14 protein-coding genes, 1 tRNA gene and 2 pseudogenes are annotated in these 19,435 nt (G+C 69.6%); 9 read left to right on the top strand and 8 right to left on the bottom strand.

The features are described 5' to 3' along the window. Positions 1 to 143: 143 nt before the first annotated feature. Positions 144 to 800: a hypothetical protein gene (locus BG418_RS04975; RefSeq protein WP_188272445.1), complete on the bottom strand. Its 657-nt coding sequence runs from the start codon at positions 798 to 800 to the stop codon at positions 144 to 146. An 888-nt stretch (positions 801 to 1,688) separates the two neighbouring features. Between BG418_RS04975 and BG418_RS04970 the strand changes: the two genes are divergently transcribed. Together BG418_RS04970 and BG418_RS41095 are read left to right on the top strand one after the other, a co-directional pair. Then, positions 1,689 to 3,494: a TOPRIM nucleotidyl transferase/hydrolase domain-containing protein gene (locus BG418_RS04970; RefSeq protein WP_398997595.1), complete on the top strand. Its 1,806-nt coding sequence runs from the start codon at positions 1,689 to 1,691 to the stop codon at positions 3,492 to 3,494. 1,248 nt (positions 3,495 to 4,742) lie between these two features. Next, positions 4,743 to 5,654: pseudogene (locus BG418_RS41095) on the top strand (recombinase family protein); the annotation flags it as partial. A gap of 742 nt (positions 5,655 to 6,396) precedes the next feature. Here BG418_RS41095 and BG418_RS04955 read toward each other — a convergent pair. Then, a tRNA-Leu gene (locus tag BG418_RS04955) sits at positions 6,397 to 6,481 on the bottom strand. Positions 6,482 to 6,727: 246 nt separating this feature from the next. Here BG418_RS04955 and BG418_RS04950 point away from each other — a divergent pair. Continuing rightward, a complete protein-coding gene (locus BG418_RS04950; protein ID WP_188272511.1) occupies positions 6,728 to 7,999 on the top strand; it encodes a DUF2254 domain-containing protein in 1,272 nt (423 codons plus the stop codon). Positions 8,000 to 8,117: 118 nt separating this feature from the next. Then, entirely contained in the window at positions 8,118 to 8,573 is a 456-nt protein-coding gene (locus tag BG418_RS04945) for a peroxiredoxin (RefSeq protein WP_188272443.1), read from the top strand. An 11-nt stretch (positions 8,574 to 8,584) separates the two neighbouring features. Here BG418_RS04945 and BG418_RS04940 read toward each other — a convergent pair whose 3' ends face one another. After that, complete coding sequence (locus BG418_RS04940) at positions 8,585 to 10,120, bottom strand: aldehyde dehydrogenase family protein (RefSeq protein WP_188272442.1); 1,536 nt, start codon at positions 10,118 to 10,120, stop codon at positions 8,585 to 8,587. Between the two features lie 462 nt (positions 10,121 to 10,582). On the opposite strand from BG418_RS04940, the gene BG418_RS04935 reads away from it, so the two are divergent. Continuing rightward, a complete protein-coding gene (locus BG418_RS04935) occupies positions 10,583 to 11,806 on the top strand; it encodes a low temperature requirement protein A (RefSeq protein WP_188272441.1) in 1,224 nt (407 codons plus the stop codon). Positions 11,807 to 11,822: 16 nt separating this feature from the next. Here the strand turns inward: BG418_RS04935 and BG418_RS04930 are convergent, their stop codons facing one another. Next, positions 11,823 to 12,500, bottom strand: coding sequence for a GntR family transcriptional regulator (locus BG418_RS04930; RefSeq protein ID WP_188272440.1), 678 nt, complete (start codon positions 12,498 to 12,500; stop codon positions 11,823 to 11,825). 126 nt (positions 12,501 to 12,626) lie between these two features. Beyond that, on the bottom strand, positions 12,627 to 13,565 hold the full coding sequence (locus tag BG418_RS04925; protein WP_188272510.1) for a beta-ketoacyl-ACP synthase III: 939 nt from the start codon (positions 13,563 to 13,565) through the stop codon (positions 12,627 to 12,629). A gap of 156 nt (positions 13,566 to 13,721) precedes the next feature. Between BG418_RS04925 and BG418_RS04920 the strand changes: the two are divergent. Both BG418_RS04920 and fdhD read left to right on the top strand, forming a co-directional pair. Beyond that, a pseudogene (locus BG418_RS04920) lies at positions 13,722 to 13,925 on the top strand (Fe-S-binding domain-containing protein); the annotation flags it as partial. Positions 13,926 to 13,932: 7 nt separating this feature from the next. After that, a complete protein-coding gene (gene fdhD, locus BG418_RS04915; protein WP_188272439.1) occupies positions 13,933 to 14,781 on the top strand; it encodes a formate dehydrogenase accessory sulfurtransferase FdhD in 849 nt (282 codons plus the stop codon). Positions 14,782 to 14,848: 67 nt separating this feature from the next. Here fdhD and BG418_RS04910 read toward each other — a convergent pair whose 3' ends face one another. Further along, positions 14,849 to 15,316 (bottom strand): MarR family winged helix-turn-helix transcriptional regulator, encoded by a 468-nt coding sequence (locus BG418_RS04910; RefSeq protein ID WP_188272438.1) that lies wholly within the window; start codon positions 15,314 to 15,316, stop codon positions 14,849 to 14,851. A 96-nt stretch (positions 15,317 to 15,412) separates the two neighbouring features. On the opposite strand from BG418_RS04910, the gene BG418_RS04905 reads away from it, so the two are divergent. Then, positions 15,413 to 16,345, top strand: coding sequence for a zinc-binding dehydrogenase (locus BG418_RS04905; RefSeq protein ID WP_188272437.1), 933 nt, complete (start codon positions 15,413 to 15,415; stop codon positions 16,343 to 16,345). A 4-nt stretch (positions 16,346 to 16,349) separates the two neighbouring features. Here the strand turns inward: BG418_RS04905 and BG418_RS04900 are convergent, their stop codons facing one another. Further along, complete coding sequence (locus BG418_RS04900; protein WP_188272436.1) at positions 16,350 to 17,369, bottom strand: bile acid:sodium symporter family protein; 1,020 nt, start codon at positions 17,367 to 17,369, stop codon at positions 16,350 to 16,352. 169 nt (positions 17,370 to 17,538) lie between these two features. On the opposite strand from BG418_RS04900, the gene BG418_RS04895 reads away from it, so the two are divergent. After that, complete coding sequence (locus tag BG418_RS04895; protein WP_317453505.1) at positions 17,539 to 18,408, top strand: LysR substrate-binding domain-containing protein; 870 nt, start codon at positions 17,539 to 17,541, stop codon at positions 18,406 to 18,408. On the opposite strand, the gene BG418_RS04890 is transcribed toward BG418_RS04895, so the two are convergent. After that, complete coding sequence (locus tag BG418_RS04890) at positions 18,383 to 19,360, bottom strand: Lrp/AsnC family transcriptional regulator (RefSeq protein ID WP_188272434.1); 978 nt, start codon at positions 19,358 to 19,360, stop codon at positions 18,383 to 18,385. The genes BG418_RS04895 and BG418_RS04890 overlap by 26 nt on opposite strands. Between the last annotated feature and the right edge of the window lie 75 nt (positions 19,361 to 19,435).

The raw sequence follows: 19,435 nt of genomic DNA, 5'->3' as shown, positions 1-19,435 counted from the left end.
GCTGCCACTGACAGGCGTGACGAAGAGCCGAATCCAGATGACCCTTGGCGGCTTGACTCGGTTCGGAAGCCCGCAAGTTAATAGAACATCTGATCCATTTCTTGCGTACTGGCCACCTCTTCAGGCCCCGCCCGCCAGCGCGCTCAGTCTTCGAGCCTCGCCAAGCGATGGAAACCCGGGGCGAGTTGCGGCTCGTCCTCGTGTGAACGAATGAGCCAGCCCTCGCCGATGAGCTCCTGGATGTCCTGTCGCCAGGTGGGCACCCCCGCCACCCTTTCAAGGCGCTGCGGACTCACAGGCCAGGGGCTCAGGTGCAACAGGTATTCGAGCACTCGCTCCTTGGAGGTCTTGCCGCTGATCGCCGTCGCAAGCCGGTCGTCGTCAGCCGCGCTCTCATCGAGTCGGTCAGCCACCAGGCGGTACTGGTCCTTCTGCATGTCCGCGGCCCACGTGCCGCTTTCGACATCCCAGCCGAACGGGGTGCGCAGCTCCCGGATCCGCCGGGTCCAGGCTTGGATACCTGCCACGCCTTCCAGAGCCGCGGCAGGAACCGGCTCCCCCGCATGCGCGCGCATATAGACCAGAATCGCCGTTCGCGCGGAGCCCAGGAGCGCCTGACGCATGCGTCCGGACGCCTCACGGGCCTGAGCCTGCAGCTCACCGAGCCTCGCCGACACCTCAAGCCACTCCACGGCGGTAAGGCCGTCGCGTGGAACGTTGCGCACGACGCCGAGCGCCTGTTCCAATGCCTCCTCGATGTCACGCAGTTCGATCTCGTGGGAGTGGATGTTCGGCGTCATCGGTCTCAAGACTCCTCGTCTGCAAGGTCACTCGGCGCCCCTCGGCTGGAATCGCACCGGGGCGTCACCCACGCACACAGAGCATCGGTCAAGACAATCCCCCCTCCGGAACCGCCGTCTGCCATGTACAACGTCCGGGACCGAGATTCCAGCCCTGCACGCGATCACCAAACTACCCCCGACCTGCGGAATTGAGGAGTCCGCTGGTGCGGGCCGCGACGCCAGCAGGTCGTGCACGCAGCGCTGAGACGTCTCCGCGATCGCCTGTGAGCCGTCACCAGGAGCGGCAGCCGGGACAACAACTCGCCATGCCAGAGGAGGAGGTGGCACTCCACAGGTGGACACCAGCCCCTGGTTTTCCCATCCCTGGCGGGAAGCCGAGCCCAGACGGTGGCGCGGAGTTCACGATGTCGTTGAAGTGGTGGCCAGACACGGTTGGGTAAGGGTGACTCATACCGGAGGCCCGTAGATTCCACAGGCGATGGCACGGCAACACCGACGCAAGGTCACCGACTTGGTGATCGTCTGAGGACCAAGAAGGCGATCATAGAGACATGTACCCCTCCACAACCAGGTAGAACACAGCAGTCTCACAGGCCCCGGTCGCAGGCGAGGCGTCGGCTCGGAGGTTCCAGCAGCCCCGGCTTCCCACACGCATCAGCTCGATCGAGTCGGATCGGTCGGCATACGCGGTAGGCGGTTCACCGCAGGACATAAGATGATGCGTCTGGGGGATTCGGTGCCCATGCAGACGCGTGAGGCTGGGCGTTACTGGTCGACGACGAGATTGCCACTCGTCGCGAGCGAACGGAGCGGCAGAGAACGGTGCACCTCCACAGCTTCACGGTATGCGGGTTCCGCTCGCTCAAGGACGTCCAGCACATCCCAGTGAGCACACCGACGATCCTCGCCGGTCAGAACGACGGCGGGAAGAGTGCCGTGCTCGCGGCTCTCGCTTTCCTCGTGGGCAACGAGCAGTTGGCCGAGGATGACCGTACGTACGAGCTCGCGGAGACGGCTGGTGGTGAGGCTGCCGCTCCCTGCTCGCGCTGTGCGTCCACCTGGATCGAAGGACTCTTCACTCTCGACGCCTGGGAGCAGGAGGAATTCGGGCTCCCCGAAAACCTACGCGTACGTCGAAGTGCGGCCATCGGCAAGGCCTCGGTACTTGAATGCTGGGCTCCACTACCTGATGACGAGCGACTACGAGACCCTTCTCAGCTGTCGCTGGCCGAAGTCAGGGCTGCCGCCAAGGAACTCCTGCCTGAGCTCACCTCCATCAAACGCCCAGACATCGAGCCCGCCCTGCGCAAGTACGGCCTGGCGCACGCCTCCACGTCAGCCTGGGTGCCGGCGCCCAAGGGTTTGGAGCGCAGGCTGCCCCGGCTCCTACCCTTCGACGGGAAGGCAACCGACCCTGACGGTGCGGTAAAGACCGCCTTGATGGGCCGTTACCAGACGCACATGGCGGATGCGACCCTTCAGGGGCATCTACAGACGATCGAAAGCGACATCAAGGCGCGCCTGCAAAGCGATGCGAAGTCGATGTGCGAACACATCCGGACTCGTTGCGACGATCTGACCGAGGTGTTCGTCGAACCCGAGGTCTCGTTCTCGCACGGTCTCCGCGGAGCTCCCCTTCGGATCTCCCGGGCGAAGGGCGAGGCCGTCAGCCTGGGCAGTTCCGGCCTCGGCAGCTCGCGTCGCATCTCCCTCGCGATCTGGGAGTGGAACAGCCAGCTCCTGTCGACCGAGGAATTCGGCGACATCGGCGCCTCCACGGGATCCGACACCGAGGAGGAGTCCGCGCCACCGCCCGTCCAGACGATCGTGATCTACGACGAGCCGGACACGCACCTCGACTATGGCCACCAGCGCAAGATCATGCAACTGGTCCGCGATCAGGGCGCACTACCGCACGTGAACGTCATCGTCGCCACCCACTCGATGAACCTGATCGACGGCGTCGACATCGCGGACGTCGTACACCTGCGATTGGAAGACGGGCGCACGGTCATAGAGCGGCTCGGAGCCGACACACACGGCGCGATCGATGCCCACCTCGGGCAGATCGCAACCGCTGTGGGATTGCGCAACTCTGTTCTCCTTCACGAGCGTTGCTTCCTCGCCGTCGAAGGCGATACGGAGCAGCGAGTGATCCCGGTGCTGTTCAGACTGTCGGAAGGGCTGTCCCTGCAGTCGGCCGGCATCGCCCTGTGGGCTTGCTTCAACAACGAAGGAGCACTTCACCTCGCCCGATACCTCGTCGAACACGGCCGATCCGTGATGCTCATGGTGGACGCCGACAGCCGGAACCTGCCCAAGGGGCTCTTCAAAGATGCCCGGCTCCAGCAATTCTTCGGCGACTCCGTCGCAGATCACGTGCGCTTTGTCGGCGAGCCGGATGCCTTCAATGAGCTGGAGGAACTCTTCCCCGACGATCTGTGGGCCGCAGTCGCCAACGATGTCTGGCCGAAGCAAGCGCCTTGGACCGCGGCGGACTTCACCGCGCACCGCCCCGGCAAGAAGTTCAGCAAGGAAGTGCTGAACATGCTTCGAGAGAAAAGCCCTGCCGGGCCGAGTGGCAAGCCGGACATGATGTATGAGCTGGTAAGCGCACTCACCAGCCCCGATCAGGTGCCCGCCCAGCTGCGCGAGATCTTCGGACAACTCAGAAAGCTAGCCACAGGGTAACAACGCGCATCGTTGCTCTAGTCCCTCCATCCCGACGTTGTCGGCGCCGTGCGAGCATGCGCTCCTTACGTTGTTCAAGCGTCGGAGGCTCCCACTTGTGCCATCCCACCGGCGGCTTCCATCGCTGAGCATGTTCACGGGCCTCAAGCCCACACCAGCGACAGCCACCAGGGGTGGGTATGCGCTGGTCAGAGGCATCTCGATCGTCAGTCATCAGTTCTCCTCCCCGCTAGCGATTCTTCCCTACACCACTGACATCACCCGTCTACCATGGTGGCACAATTCACATAAATCGGGTTATTCCGCTTCGGTGGCGAGACAAGTAGGAGCGGGGCTTCTGCATAGGTACGGGCTGCCCGATCATCCTGCCCACGCCGGTATCGCTGGATATCAAGGTGAGCTTGCGGTGATTGCTCGCAAGTGAGGTGATCCCGCCTGTTGCATGGATCTCGCTCTCCGCTGCCAAGCACCTGGCGGAGCCGATGAACCGAGCGGTAGTTATGAACTCAGCCCTGCCGTGGACGACCAAAGTTCGGTCGCTTGGGTGCATACCTAGAACGCCGAACCCGCCACCACCAACTCAACCGCCTGTTTCCCGGCGTCCGGGCCTGTTCCCGAGTGCCTTTCCCCCGACGGGCTGCACCTCGTTCGGACCGTCTCCGACGTGATCACCCAGCCCCATCAACCAGGACGGTCCCCGCACCCCTATGCGCTAAGCACCACGCACGAGCCGCCACCTCGCGCCTCGGCCAGGCGTAACAAGATCCGTCGCGATGGCAACATCAGGGCGGATTTTCTCCTTAGAAGGTGCCCACTCAAACGACGACGTTCGAGGAGAGCACCATGGATGAGGCGACGCGTCCAGCCAGCGCGAAATGCACCGGCCGACTACGCCCCAGCATGCAACCCGGCCCGCCCCGACCTGACGTCACACCACCTACCCAAAGCACGCAGCACGCCGCGCACCAGCACCGCTCCCACCTGGGGAGCAGGGCGAGCAACGAGGTGCCCGTCCAGGTGCTCCTACCAGAGCAGCCTCCCGCCCTCACCCCCGGCGCAGCGGCGGTTTGGTTGCGCATCCTCATCGCCGCCTGCGAGAACGCCCTCGACCAAGAGGCCCGGCCGTGATCCCCGACAGACTCCCCGCCCGCAAAGGACGGGTCCCGGTCAGCTGGCCCTCTGGCCCGTGCAGAGGTACCACGGACGACCACGCCCATCACGTCACGGCCCTTGCCCGAGGAGCACGGCATGATCCGTTTCGCCTTCGCCGGTCGGTGCTCGACCGAGGATCTGCAGGACCCGGCGGCCTCTCGTGCCTGGCAGCTGAACCGGGCCCAGGCTCTGATCGAACCGGTCGGCGGGAGCGTCGTCGCCGAGTACTTCGACATCGGGCACTCGCGCTCCCTGCCCTGGCGCCGACGTCCACGAGCCTCCGCACTCCTCGACGCGCTCAAGAACCCCGACCGGGGGTTCAGCGCGGTCGTGATCGGCGAACCGCAACGTGTCTTCTACGACAACCAGTACAGTCTCACCCACCCCCTCTTCACCCACTACGGCGTCGAGTTGTGGGTGCCCGAAGTCGGCGGCCCGATCAACCCCGACAGCGAAGCCCACGACCTTGTCATGTCCGTCTTCGGCGGCATGAGCAAGGGCGAACGCAACCGCATCAAGATCCGCGTCCGCGCCGCCATGGCGGCCCAAGCCCTCGTCGAGGGCAGATACCTGGGCGGCAGACCCCCGTACGGCTATCTCCTGGGCGACGCCGGGCCGCATCCCAACCCGTCGAAGGCCGCCGACGGAAAGCGGCTTCACCGCCTGGAGCTCGACCCCGCCGTCGGCTGGGTCGTCCAGTGGATCTTCAGCGAGTTCCTGCCCGGCCGCCTCCGCGGCCGCGGACTCTACGCCATCGCCGAATGCCTCACTCGCGACGACATCCCGTGCCCCTCCGCCCACGACCCCGACCGCAATCCGCACCGCAGCGGCATCGCCTGGTCCAAGGGCGCGGTACGCACCATCCTCCAGAACCCCCGCTACACCGGCCACCAGGTCTGGAACCGGCAGCGCAAACAGGAGATCCTCCTCGACGTCGAAGACGTCGCCCTCGGCTACGAAACCCGCATGCGCTGGAACGATCCCGGCCAGTGGATCTGGTCCAAGCAGATCGCCCACACGCCGCTCGTCTCCATGGAGGACTACCTCCACGCAAAGGAGATCTTCGACTCCGGCACCCGCACCAGAAGCCCGAAGGAACGGGCGGGCAAGCTGCACGTCTACGTCCTGGCCGGCCGACTCGTCTGCGGGTACTGCCACCGCAAGATGAGCTGCCAATCCGTCCGCTCCGAGCCCTACTACCGGTGCCGCTACCCGGAGCAGTACGCCCTCGCCAACAAGATCGACCACCCGCGCAACCTCTTCCTGCGCGAGAAGGACGTCCTACCGCCTGTCGACCGGTGGATCAGCCTCCAGTTCGCCCCCGGCCGACGCGCCGACACCATCGACCGCCTCCACGCCGCCCAGCGGACCACCGCCCCCCACCCTCCGGCTGAACTCCAGGCCGTCATCACAGACTGTGACCGCAAGCTCACGAACTACCGGGCCCTGCTCGACTCGGGCGCCGCCGCCTCCCACACCGTCGCCGCATGGATCTCCGAGACCGAGGCCCTGCGCAAGCGCACCGCCACCCGCTTGCAGACGGTACCCGTCCGCTCCGCCCTCAGTCGCGACCAGATCGCCCGGATCGTCGATGCGGCGGGATACGCCGCCGACGTCCTGCGTACCGCAGACCGGCCCCTCAAGACCCGGCTGTACGCCGAGCTCGGTGTGACCCTCGAATACCACCACGCACAACGCAAAGTGCTGGTCGGGATTACTCCCGGCCAGCACTTGGTTGGTGAAAAGAAAGTGTCCGAGGGGGGACTTGAACCCCCACGCCCGATAAAGGGCACTAGCACCTCAAGCTAGCGCGTCTGCCATTCCGCCACCCGGACTAGGTGTGTGTCTCGCGGGCTTGCTCCCCGCGGCGACAGAGATAACTCTACCAGGGGTTTGAGGCGCCGTTCACCCACATATCGCGTGGTCAGGCGAGCGCGGGCGGGCCGCGACACTGGGGTCCCCCCTGGACTTTCAGTCCTTGGGGGAGAGCACGTCGGCCCGCGCGTCCTCGGCGAGATCCGCCGGACACCCCCTAGCCTCGGCAGGTGGGCAACGACGGCGAGCGTTATCGGCGGCCTCGGATGCTGTCGCCGCTGCGGGAGCATCTGCGGGACACCTTCTGGTTCGCGCCGAGTGCGGCGCTGGCGCTGGTGTGTGTGCTGTGGCTGCTGGCGCACTGGCTGGACACGGCGATCGTCGACGAGCTGCACCGGCAGCAGGAGTACGAGGCGATCACCGATCTCATCGGGCTCGTCGACGACCTGAAGACCGTGGTCACCACCGTCAGCTCGGCGATGATGACCTTCATCGGTGTGGTCTTCAGCATCTCGCTGGTCGCCGTGCAGATGGCGAGCGGGCTCACGCCGCGTGTGGTGCGGATCTTCGTACGCTCCCGGATCACCAAGCTGACCTTCGCCGTCTTCCTCTCCACCTTCGCGCTCTCGCTGCTCGTCCTCACCTCGTACAGCGGCGAGACCGATCCCCGGCGCGTGGACAGCGTGCCCGTCACCCAGAGCGTGCTGACCATCGTGATGGTCGCCCTGAGCCTGCTCCTCTTCATCGCGTACGTGAACGCGACGCTGCGGCTGATGCGCGTCGGGCACGTCGTCGAGCGGATCACCGCCGAGGCGTTCCAGGTGCTGCACAAGATGCCCCGGGGCGGGGTCGACGGGGACGAGCTGCCCGGGGAGAGCGGTCAGGTCGGCCACAGCGGGCGGGCCGGGCTGCTGCGGGACGTGAACATCGCGCGGCTCGTACGGGCCGCCCGCCGCCAGGACGTGGTGCTGCGGCTGATCCCCCGTATCGGGGACTTCGTGGTGCCCGGCACCCCCGTGCTCGCGGTGCACGGCGGGCGGGCGCCGTCGCGCGGGGCGCTCGGGTACACGGTGTCGGTGGGGGTGGAGCGCACCTTCCACCAGGACCTCGGCTTCGGGCTGCGCCAGCTCGGCGACATCGCGCTGCGGGCGCTGTCCCCGGCCGTGAACGATCCGACGACGGCGGTGCAGTGCCTGGACCGGATCGAGCAGCTCCTCGCCGCGCTCGCCCACCTCCCGCTCGGCAGCGTGGGCCACCGGGACCGGCAGGGCACCGTGCGTCTCGTCCAGCCCGTACCGTCGTGGGGCGACTTCGTGGACCTCGGCTTCGCCGAGATCCGTACGTACGCGATCGGCAGCCCCCAGGTCACCCGCCGTCTGATGGCCGCCCTGGACGAGCTCCTGCGGCTGGCTCCCCCGGAACGCGCCGAGCCACTGCTCCGCCATCGGGCCCTGCTCGTGCAGGCGGTGGAACGAAGCGTCCCGGAATCGGCGGAACGGGCGTTCGCGCTGGAGGGGGACAGGCAGGGGATCGGCTGAGCGGACTTGTGGAAGTCCGATGCGTTCCCGCGCCACTCGGGGGCGCGGGGAACTGCGCGACCAGCCCAGGACGGCCCGCACCCGAAGGACCCCACCTCGGCAGTGATTGACTGCCCCCATGAGAATTGGCGACACGGTCGACGACTTCGAGCTCCCCGACGAGACCGGCACCCCGCGCAGCCTCTCCGGGCTGCTGGCCCAGGGCCCTGCCGTGCTGTTCTTCTACCCCGCGGCCTTCACCCCCGGCTGCACCGCGCAGGCGTGCCACTTCCGCGACATCGCCGGGGAGTTCCGGGCCCTCGGGGCGCAGCCGGTCGGGATCAGCGCCGATTCCGTCGAGCGGCAGGCCGAGTTCACCGAGAAGCACTCGTTCGGCTATCCGCTGCTCTCGGACCCGGACGGTGCCGTACGCGAACGGTTCGGCGTCAAGCGGGGGTTCAGCATGGCCCCGACCAAGCGCGGCACGTTCGTCATAGACACCGACCGCCGCGTCCTGGAGATCGTCAAGAGCGAGATCCGCATGAACGTGCATGCCGACCGCGCCCTCGACGTCCTCCGCAAGCGCACCACGTAAGAAGCGAACCCCTACGCGTACGACTCCGGGAAGTTCCCCGGCAGCCGCTCCCCCGTCGGCCCCTCCGTGACCGCCCGGACCAGCAGCTCGCCGCCGACGAACGCGCCGCGCCAGGACGCGCCGAAGCCGCCGAACAGCTCCTCGCGGTCACCGCGTGAACGCGCCTTGCCGCGGCCGACCTTGAAGGCCCGTATCTGCGGGGCGAGGCGGGCGTAGGTCTCCGGGTCGTCGGTCGACAGGCTGGCGACCAGCGCCCCGTTCGAGGCGTTCATGGCGGCCAGGAGCTCCGCCTCCGTGTCGACCAGGACGATGGTGTCGACCGGGCCGAACGGCTCCGCGTGGAACAGCGGTGACGACGGCGGCGGGTTGAGCAGCGTCACCGGCGGCAGATACGCGCCGGTGTCCTGGCCCGCCAGGAAGCGTCCTTCGGCGAGGCTGCCCCGGTGCAGCGGGACGGCGCCGCGGTCGATCGCCTCGGCTACCTGGTCACCGAGCTCCTTGGCCTTGGCCGCGTTGATGAGCGGCCCGAAGTCCAGCTCGGGCAGGGCGTCTTCGGGGTGCTCGACCGCGAGCGGGTGACCGGTGCGGACCTTGCGGACCGCCGGGAGGTACGCGGCGAGGAACTGGTCGAAGAGCGCACGTTGGACGACGAACCTCGGGTACGCGGTGCATCGCTGCTTGCCGTAGTCGTACAGCTTGGGAATGACGGTGGACAGGGCGTCCCAGTCCGAATAGTTCCAGATTCCCCAGGTGTTGAGCCCTTCCTGTTCGAGGATGTGCCGCTTGCCGATGTCGGTGACGGCCGTGGCGATGCGCGCGCCGGTGTCGCGGCCGCCGACGAACGAAACACAGCCGATCTCCGGCGAGCGCACCAAGGCCTCGGAGAGCTCGCCGCCGCTGCCGCTGACGAGGGTGACGGGAATGCCCTCGCGCGCGGCCAGCGCACTGGCCAGGGTGAGACAGGCGACGCCGCCGTCCGTCGGGGTCTTGGCGATGACGGCGTTGCCGGCCAGTGCCTGTACCAGCATTGCGTGAACGAGCACGCTCATCGGATAGTTCCAGCTCGCGATGTTGGAGACGGGACCGGCCAGCGGGGTGCGGCCGTCGACCATCGCGTCGATGTTCTCCACGTACCAGCGCACGCCGTCGATCGCGCGGTCGACGTCCGCCTGGGCCAGCCGCCAGGGCTTGCCGATCTCCCAGACGAGCAGCAGGGCGAGCAGTTCTCGGTGTTCGGTGAGCGCGTCGAGGGTGGCGCCGACGCGGGCCCGGCGCTCGGCGAGCGGGGTGTGCCGCCAGGCGCGGTGCTGGTCGAGCGAGGCGCGGACCGCCTGTTGGGCGGTGGGCGCGTCCAGGCGCGGTGGGCCCGCGATGGGAGTGCCGTCAATGGGGCTGGTGGCGGGCAGGGCGCGGCCGTCGGGCCGCCACTGCGCGGCCCAGAGGTTGAGGACGCGGTCGTCCCGGAACGCCTCGGGCGCGATCGCCCGGCAGCGCTGCCAGGCGTCGGTCCAGGCGGTGCCGGGCTTGAGGGTGAGGGTGGGTGCCATCTGTGGGTCTCCGCTCAGGTCGGGCGGGGCAGGAGGTGGCGCTACGGGCCGCCTTCGCACGGGGCGGCCGTACGGCGAAGGTAGTGACACGGGACCGGCGGCGGTACGCACCCACGGCCAACTATGAGTGACATCACGTGAGTTCAGTCCGCATGTCGAGACGGCCGAGGACCGGCCGGGCCGTCCCGGTCGGGGTCGATCCGCCCCGTACGCCCATGGCTTCGAGGCCGCGGGGCAGTCGACGTGGCTGGTTCCGGCGACGGGAGCACCGCCGGTTCCGACCGCCGTGGAGAATCCCCGTCTCCCGTAGTTCGTATACGAGTTGATACGTGAGGGTGCCGGACTCGGGGACCAGGCCGATCGGGCCGGTCGCACTGCTGCCGCACCCGCAAGTGGCCTCCCCCGCCTCGGTTATGGTGTGCGCCGCACGAACGGCACAGTCATACGAGGCAGGGGGACCACATGGCGGACGCGGGCGGCGCCACCGGAGCACCGCAGGAGGCACCGGCGTCCGGCGGTGAGGACCGGCGGGTCTCCACGCTGGAGCTCTTCTTCGATCTGGTCTTCGTCTTCACCCTGACCCAGCTGACCGTACTGCTCACCCAGGACCTGTCGTTCGCCCAGGCCGGACGCGTACTGCTGATCTTCGTGGTGCTGTTCTGGATGTACGGGGCGTACGCGTATCTCACCAACCAGGTGCCGCCCGAGACCAACGCCCGGCGGCTCCCGCTCGTCCTCGGCATGAGCGGTTTCCTGACCTGCGCGCTGGCGATCCCGGGGGTGTTCAAGGACGACGGCGTGGCGTTCGGCCTCGGCCTTCTGCTGGTCACCGTGGTGCACAGCGCGTTGTACGCGCTGATCCACGGCCGGTACGTGCTCAGTTTCGCGCTGCCCAATGTGGCGGCCGCGCTCTGTGTCACCGCCGCCGGTACGGTCGGCGGCCGCGCCGCCGAGGCGTGGTGGCTGGCGGCGATCGTGATCCAGACGGCCACCCCGGTCATCTCGGGCCGGATCACCGGCCGTTACACCGACATCAGCGAGCCGGTGACCAGCCGGGTCGGGGCGCTGGACCCGGCGCACTTCGTGGAGCGCCACGGGCTGCTGCTGATCGTCGCGTTCGGCGAGTCCGTCATCGCGATCGGCGTCGGCTCCGGCAATCTCCACCTGGATCTCGGCCTGTTCGGCGGGGTGGTGCTCGCCCTCGCACTGGCGACCGCACTGTGGTGGACGTACTTCATCCGGGACGAGGCGGCGGCCGAGGCGGCGCTGCGCAGGGTCACCGGGATCACCCGCTTCCGGACCACCATGCGCGCGTACTTCTACTGCTTCATCCCGATGCTGCTCGGGGTCGCCGTGCTCGCGGCCGGGGTGAAGAAGTCCATCGGGCATCTGCCGGACCACCTGCCGACCGCGCCCGCCGTGGCGCTCGCGGGCGGTGTGGCACTCTTCCTCGCGGGCAACGTCGCCTTCCGCGCGTCGCTGCGGATCGCGCCGCTGGGCTATCGCGCGGCGGCCACCGCAGCCGCGCTCGCCACCGCGCTGCTGGGCATCCATGTGGACGCGCTCGCCGAGCTGTTCGCGCTGGTGCTCGTCCTGGTCGCGATGCTGCTCGCGGAGGCGCGGTGGGGTGAGTGCGCGGATACGGAAGCCGAAAGCGCGGCGGGTCAGGCAGCCAACTCGGCCTGAATCCACGCCAGTTCGATCAGTCCTTGTCCGCGCGCTCGTGGTGCGTGGCGCGGGTGCGTTCCGTATGGGCGCGCATCACCGCCGTCGCGCCCTCCTCGTCGCGTGCGGAGATCGCCGCGACGATTTCGCGGTGCTCGACCCAGGACTGGGTGCCGCGGCGCCGGGCGACCGGGGTGTAGTACCAGCGCACCCGCCGGTCCACCTGGGCGGCGAGTTCGGCGAGGACGAGGTTGCCGGCGAGCTCCATCACCTTGGCGTGGAACTCGGCGTTGGTCGCCACCGCGAGATCCATGTCGTCGTCCGCGACCGCCTGCTCGCCCTTGGCGCACAGGGCCTCAAGAGCGGCGATCCCGGCGGAGCCGGAGTGGGCGGCGACGAGGCGGGCGGCCTCGGACTCCAGGAGGGTGCGCACCGAGAGGAGCTGGTCGGCCTCCTGCTCGGTCGGCTCGTGCACGAACGCGCCCTGCGCGGGGCGCAGATCGACCCAGCCCTCGGTGTTCAGACGCTGCAGCGCCTCGCGCACCGGCTGCCGCGACACCCCGAGGTGTCCCGCCAGTTCGCTCTCGACCAGGTGCTGGCCGGGCCGCAGCGCGCGCGTCGTGATGAGTTCGAGCAGCGCCTCGTACACCCGCTCGCGCAGCGGCCCCGGGCGCTCCAGCCTGGGCACGGTTCCCTGCGGCAGTCCTGCGGACAACTTGGGGCCCCCTCAAGCGCGATTGGCTATCGTCTACAGGCTACCGATCGCGATGTCAGGCCAGGAGCGGCCGACCGGCCGGGAGAAGGGGACGACATCCGGTCAGGGGCACCGGAAGAAGTCCGGTCACGGGCAGCGGATGACCTGGCCCGCGTACGAGAGGTTGCCGCCGAAGCCGAAGAGCAGGACCGGGTCGCCGGTGCCGATCTCGCCGCGTTCCACCAGCTTGGACAGGGCCATCGGGATGCTCGCGGCCGAGGTGTTGCCGGAGTCGACGACATCGCGCGCGATGACCGCGTTGACCGCGCCGATCTTGCGGGCGACCGGCTCGATGATGCGGAGATTGGCCTGGTGCAGGACGACGGCGGCCAGGTCCTCGGGGGTGAGCCCGGCCCGCTCGCACACCTGGCGGGCGATCGGCGGGAGTTGGGTGGTGGCCCAGCGGTAGACGGCCTGGCCCTCCTGCGCGAAGACCGGCGGGGTGCCCTCGATGCGTACGGCATGGCCCATCTCGGGGACCGAGCCCCACAGCACCGGGCCGATCAGCTCCTCGTCGAACGCCTCGACCACGGCGGCGCCCGCGCCGTCGCCGACCAGGACGCAGGTGGTGCGGTCGGTCCAGTCGGCGATGGCGGTCATCTTGTCCGCGCCGATGACCAGGGCCCGCTTCGAGGATCCGGCCCGTACGGCGTGGTCGGCGGTGGCCAGGGCGTGGGTGAACCCGGCGCAGACGACGTTGAGGTCCATCACGGCGGGCGAGCCCATACCGAGGCGGGCGGCGACCCGGGCCGCGGTGTTCGGGGAACGGTCGACCGCGGTGGAGGTGGCGACCAGGACGAGGTCGATGTCGGCGGGGGTGAGCCCGGCGGCGGCCAGCGCCTTGGCGCCGGCGTGTGCGGCCAGTTCGTCGACGGGCTCGTCGGGCCCGGCCACATGGCGGGTGCGGATGCCGACGCGGCTGCTGATCCACTCGTCGCTGGTCTCGACCATGGCGGCAAGGTCGTCGTTGGTGAGCACCTTCGCGGGCTGGTAGTGCCCGAGCGCGACGACGCGTGAGCCTCGCATGCCGGTCATGCCTCGATTCCCCTCGTAGGACATCAGGAGCCATCCAGTCTTCGTGGCTACCGACCGGTACAGGGGCAAGAGATCCAACAGGCTTCCCGCCGAGCCTTTGGAGCCTTGTGTCAGCTCCGGGGCGGCTGCCGTGTGCTTCGCGGCCACATGCGGGCGGCGGGCACCTGGGACGAGGGGGCGCAGACGGAGACGACGGCCGTCTGCGCGTACTGCGGCGTCGGCTGCAACCTCACGCTCCCGGTGCAGGACAATGAGATCGTCGAGGTCACCTCGCCGCACGACGACCCGGTGACCCACGGCACCCTCTGCATCAAGGGCCGCTTCGGCTTCCAGCACGTACAGAATCGGGAACAGTCGCATGGGACGGGTCACCGAGAGCCGCCGCGTCATCCGCATCCGGGACGGCGCGGTCTCCGCCCGGCCGGACACGCTGGTGGCCGAGGAGCCACTGGAGATCCGGCTGAACGGCAAACCGCTCGCCATCACCATGCGCACCCCGGGCGACGACTTCGCGCTCGCGGCCGGGTTCCTGGTCAGCGAGGGCGTGGTCGCGGCCGCCGACGACATACGGTCGATCGTCTACTGCGCGGGGGCGACGGCGGAGGGCGTCAACACGTACAACGTGGTGGACGTCCAGCTCGCGCCGGGCGTCGAGGTCCCCGACATCACCCTGGAGCGCAACGTCTACACGACGTCGTCGTGCGGACTGTGCGGCAAGGCCAGCCTCGACGCCGTCCGCACCCACGCGCGCTTCCCGATCGCCGACACTCCCCCGGTCCGTGTCACGCCCGAGCTCCTGGCGAGCCTGCCCGAGCGGCTGCGGGCCTCGCAGCGGGTCTTCGAGCGGACCGGCGGGCTGCACGCGGCCGCGCTCTTCTCGGACGAGGGCGAACTGCTCGACATCCGCGAGGACGTCGGCCGCCACAACGCGGTGGACAAGCTGGTGGGACGCGCCGTGCAGGCCGGGGGACTGCCGCTGTCGCGGGCGATCCTGCTGGTGTCGGGCCGGGCCTCGTTCGAACTGGCCCAGAAGGCGGTCATGGCCGGGATCCCGGTGCTCGCGGCGGTCTCGGCGCCCTCCTCGCTCGCGGTCGACCTGGCCGCCGAGAGCGGTCTGACGCTGGTCGGCTTCCTACGGGGCGCGTCCATGAACGTGTACGCGGGCGAGCACCGCGTGGCCCTGTCGGAGCCGGCCGCACAGGACTGACGGGCCCGCGCGCGGCACGGTTACTGGGCCTGACCGGCGGGGTGCGCCCCTGTCGCCGGTAGCGGCCCTAGACCTCCGTACCGCCGATCCTGCGCAACAGCTCCATCAGTTGCTTGCGCTCGGCCGCGCTCAACGGCGCGAGCAGTTCCTCGTTGGCCCGGTCCGCCGCCGCCGCGCACCGCGCCAGCATCCGCTCCCCCGCCTTCGTCACCGACACCGCGTTCTTGCGGCGGTCGTCCGGGTCCGGCTTACGCATCACGTATCCCTCGGCCTGAAGGTCGTTGAGGAAGCCGACCAGGTCCTTGGGGTCGAGCGAGATCCGCCGCCCGAGCTCGGCCTGCGCGATGGGCCCGTACTCGCAGACGGCGGCGAGCACCGCGTGGTGCCACATCTTGGCGCCCTCGACGGCGATGGCATCGGCGACCAGGGCGCGGCCCCGGGTGGCGACGCGGCCGAGCAGCCAGCTCGGCAGGGTCTGGATGCGCTGGAGCGCGGGGAGCGAGTCGGTTTCGGCGGAGTCAGCACGTCGGGTCACGGTGCCGACCTTACCCAGAAACCATTGGACTTCCCAACGACTTCGCGTATACCGTTGGGACTCCCAACGAGTTCTCCATCCACCCTGGGAGGGTCCATGCGTCGTGTTCGCTTCGAGGTCAACGGCGGTCCCGAGGTCCTGTTCGTCGAGGATGTCGCGGCCCCCGCGCCCGGCCCCGGCGAACTCCTCGTCCGTGTCGACGCCGTCGGCGTCACCCTGCCCGTCGTCCGCAAGGTCCGCGAGGGCAGCGCGCCCGTCCCGCTCGGCGGCGAGCTCGCCGGGACGGTGACGGCGGTCGGCGAGGGCGTCACCGCCTTCACCCCCGGCGACCGGGTGACCGGCCTCTGCTTCTCGCACGGGTACGCCGACATCGCCGTCCTCCACGAGTCCATGGCCTCGCACATCCCGGACCACGCGTCCGCCGTCGAAGCGGTCGCGCTGGTGCGCAGCGGGCTGGTGGCGCGGGGTGCGTACGAGGCGGCGCGGCCGCGGCCGGGCGAGTCCGTCCTGGTGACGGCGGCGGCGAGCGCGGTCGGCCAGATCGCGCTCCAGCTGGCGAAGGCGGGCGGCGCACGCCGGGTCGTCGCCGCCGTGAGCTCCGCCGACAAGGCGGACTTCGTACGGCAGATGGGCGCCGACGAAGTCGTGGTGTACGGCGACGAGTCCTGGGGCGAGCCGGTCGACATCGTCCTCGACGGCGTCGGCGGCGACCTTCTCACCCCTGCGGTGAAAGCACTCGCGCCCGGCGGCCGGCTGGTCGCCTTCAGCTCGGGCGGCGGCACGGTCGCGGCCTATGACCTGCTGGTCGGCGCCAAGTCGGTCATCGGGTTCCAGATGGCGCTGATCGCCCGCAACCAGCCCGAGTTGTACGCCACATGGCGCGACGAGCTGTGGGCCCTGCACCGCGCGGGCACGATCCGCGCGGCCGTCCACGCCGAGCTGCCGCTGGAGGAGGCCGCCCGGGCGCATGAACTCATCGACTCCCGGCGGAACTTGGGCAAGGTGGTGCTCGTCACCGGCACGGCGTGACCGGTCAGCGGCGGGGCGCGAGGACCGGCGCGGGGCGCACCGGTTGCGCGGTCCGCTCGGCCGCGCGCCGCTTCGCGAGGACCGCGCACACCATCAGCTGCATCTGATGGAAGAGCATCAGCGGCAGCACCGCGAGCGAGGCCTGGGCGCCGAACAGGACGCTGGCCATGGGCAGCCCCGACGCCAGGCTCTTCTTCGAACCGGCGAACTGGATCGCGATCCGGTCGCCCCGCTCGAAGCCGAGCCGCTTCGCCCCGTACCAGCTGGCCGCCAGCATCACGGCGAGCAGCACCGCCTCGGCGAGGAGCAGCGCGCCCAGGCGGGCCGGGCTCACCTGGTGCCAGATGCCCCGGACCATGCCCTCGCTGAACGCGGTGTAGACGACGAGCAGGATCGAGCCCCGGTCCACCAGGCCCAGGACCTTCTTGTGCCGGGTGAGAAAACCACCCACCCACGGGCGCAGCAGCTGGCCCGCCACGAACGGCACGAGCAGCTGGAGCGCGATCTTCACCATCGAGTCGGCCGAGACGCCGCCCCCGCTGCCGCCAAGGAGCAGCGCCGCGAGCAGCGGGGTCACGAAGATCCCGGCGAGGCTGGAGAAGGATCCGGCGCAGATCGCGGCGGGCACGTTTCCGCCCGCGATCGAGGTGAAGGCGATCGACGACTGGATGGTCGACGGGACCAGGCACAGGAACAGGAACCCGTGGTAGAGGTCCGGGGTCAGCACCCCCGGCACCAGCCCGCGCGCGGCGAGCCCGAGCAGCGGGAAGAGCACGAACGTACAGGCCAGTACGGTCACATGGAGCCGCCAGTGGCGCAGGCCGTCCATCGCCTCCCGGGTGGAGAGCCGGGCCCCGTACAGGAAGAAGAGCAGCGAGACCGCCCCGGTGGAGGCGCCGCTCGCCACATGTGCGGCCCCGCCGGAGACGGGCAGCAGCGCCGCCAGGGCCACGGTGGCGATCAGCGTCAGGATGAACGGATCGATCGGCAGCCAGGACGGCAACTGCGGGATGCGGCGGTTCATGGCTCCACTTCGGGTCGGGCCGAGTGTCGGCTCAGGGCGTGATGCGTACGGCGTGCGGCGTGCGGCGTGCGGTCGGATCGTGACCTCTCGATCATTCATCTCCCCGGGGCAATCGGGAATCCCGTACACCACTCTGACTGTCATCACGTTCCGCGATAACGTCTTGTACGTGTATGAGCCCCAGCAGCTGCGGACCTTTCTGGCCGTCGCGCAGACCCTGAGCTTCACGCAGGCCGCGCGGCGGCTCGGGCTGCGCCAGTCCACCGTCAGCCAGCACGTACGGCGTCTGGAGGACGCGACCGGGCGGCCGCTGTTCAGCCGGGACACCCACAGCGTGCGGCTGACCGAGGACGGCGAGGCGATGCTCGGCTTCGCCCGGACGATCCTGGCCGCCCACGAGCGGGCGGCCGCCTACTTCACCGGCACCCGGCTGCGCGGCCGACTGCGGTTCGGCGCGTCCGAGGACTTCGTGCTCACCCGGCTCCCCGAGATCCTGGAGGCGTTCCGCCGCGAGCACCCGGAGGTCGACCTGGAGCTGACGGTCGAGCTCTCCGGCACCCTGCACCGCCGCCTGGAGGCGGGCCGCCTCGACCTCGTCCTGGCCAAGCGCCGCCCGGGCGACACCCACGGCGAACTGGTCTGGCAGGACACGCTGTGCTGGATCGGCGCGCCCGGGCTGCGCCTGGACCCCGACCGTCCGGTGCCGCTGATCCTCTTCCCGCCGCCGGGCATCACCCGGGCCCGCGCCCTTGAGGTCCTGGAGGAGCACGGTCGCGCCTGGCGCATCGCCTGTACGAGCGGCAGCCTCAGCGGACTCGTCGCGGCGGCCCGCGCGGGGCTCGGCGTCATGGCCCACACACGCGGCCTGGTCCCGCCGGGTCTGGCGCCGCTGCCGCCGAGGTCGGGGCTGCCGGAGCTCGGCGGGGTGGACTTCGTGCTGCTGCACGGCAGGCGGCGCCCGCAGGCGCAGGAAGCGGCGGACGCGCTGGCGGCGGCGATCCTGGCGGGCGGGGTCAGCCCGCGTACGTCAGCCGCTTGACCTGGCGCAGCAGTGGCGAGGTCTCGACGTGCTGGACGCCCTCCAGGGTGCCGAGCTTCTCGCTGAGATACGTGTAGAGCTCGGCGGGTTCGCGGCAGATGACGACGGCGACGATGTTGGAGGGACCCGAGGTCGCGGCGGCGAAGGGGATCTCGGAGTGGGAGGCGAGGGCCGCGCCCACCGAGGCGAGCGCCGAGGGAGCGACCGTGATCCACAGCATCGCCTTGCTGCGGTAGCCGAACCGGACCGAGTCGAACTCGACGTCGATGAACAGGGCGCCGGAGCGCAGCAGTTGGTCAAGGCGGCGCTTGACGGCCGACTCGGAGCGGCCGGTGGCCTTCTGGAGCTCGGGGTAGCCCGCGCGGCCGTTCTGCTCCAGGGCCGCGATCAGCGCCTCGTCCGCCGCGTCGAGCCGGAGTGGCTCGGGCGGCCCCTCGGCCGGTTCCACGGGCGCGGGCCGCAGCGCCGCGCTCTCCTCGGCCGTCAGTGCCGGGCCCTTGGCGAACCAGCCGAGCGGGCCGCCGTAGAAGGTGTGGAGCAGCTGGTGGGCGCCGATCTCGACGATGCTCGGGGTCCGCGGCAGCTTGCCGAGCAGCAGCGCCTCATGGTCCTCGGGCCTGCGGGACTCGGTCGTGCAGACCACTTCGGTGCCGCCGGAGGTGAGCCCGATCCACTTGGTGTCGGGGCGCCGCGCCAGCGCCGTGGCGATGGAGACGGACGCGTCCGGGGTGCAGCGCAATCGCAGCATCCAGTGGTCGTGGCCGAACCGTTCGAGGTCGCGGACCGCGACGACCCGCAGCTCGCCCTCGGCGTACAGCCGCCGGTAGCGGCGGGCCACGGTCTGGTCGGAGACGCCGAGCACGGCCGCGATCCGGCTGAAAGGGGCCCGGCCGTCCAGTTGCAGCGCGTTGACCAGCCGTAGATCCAGCTCGTCGAACTCGGGTGAATCCACCGGTCCTGGCCCTTTCGATGTCGGATTCCTGCGCGACGGACGAATTGGGTGGCAATTCCTTCCGTACGGAACCGA

Source organism: Streptomyces sp. CBMA152 (assembly GCF_014596475.1).
Classification (GTDB): domain Bacteria; phylum Actinomycetota; class Actinomycetes; order Streptomycetales; family Streptomycetaceae; genus Streptomyces.
The sequence above is the reverse complement of the archived record's forward strand: the minus strand, read 5'-3'. Positions and strand labels throughout refer to the sequence as shown.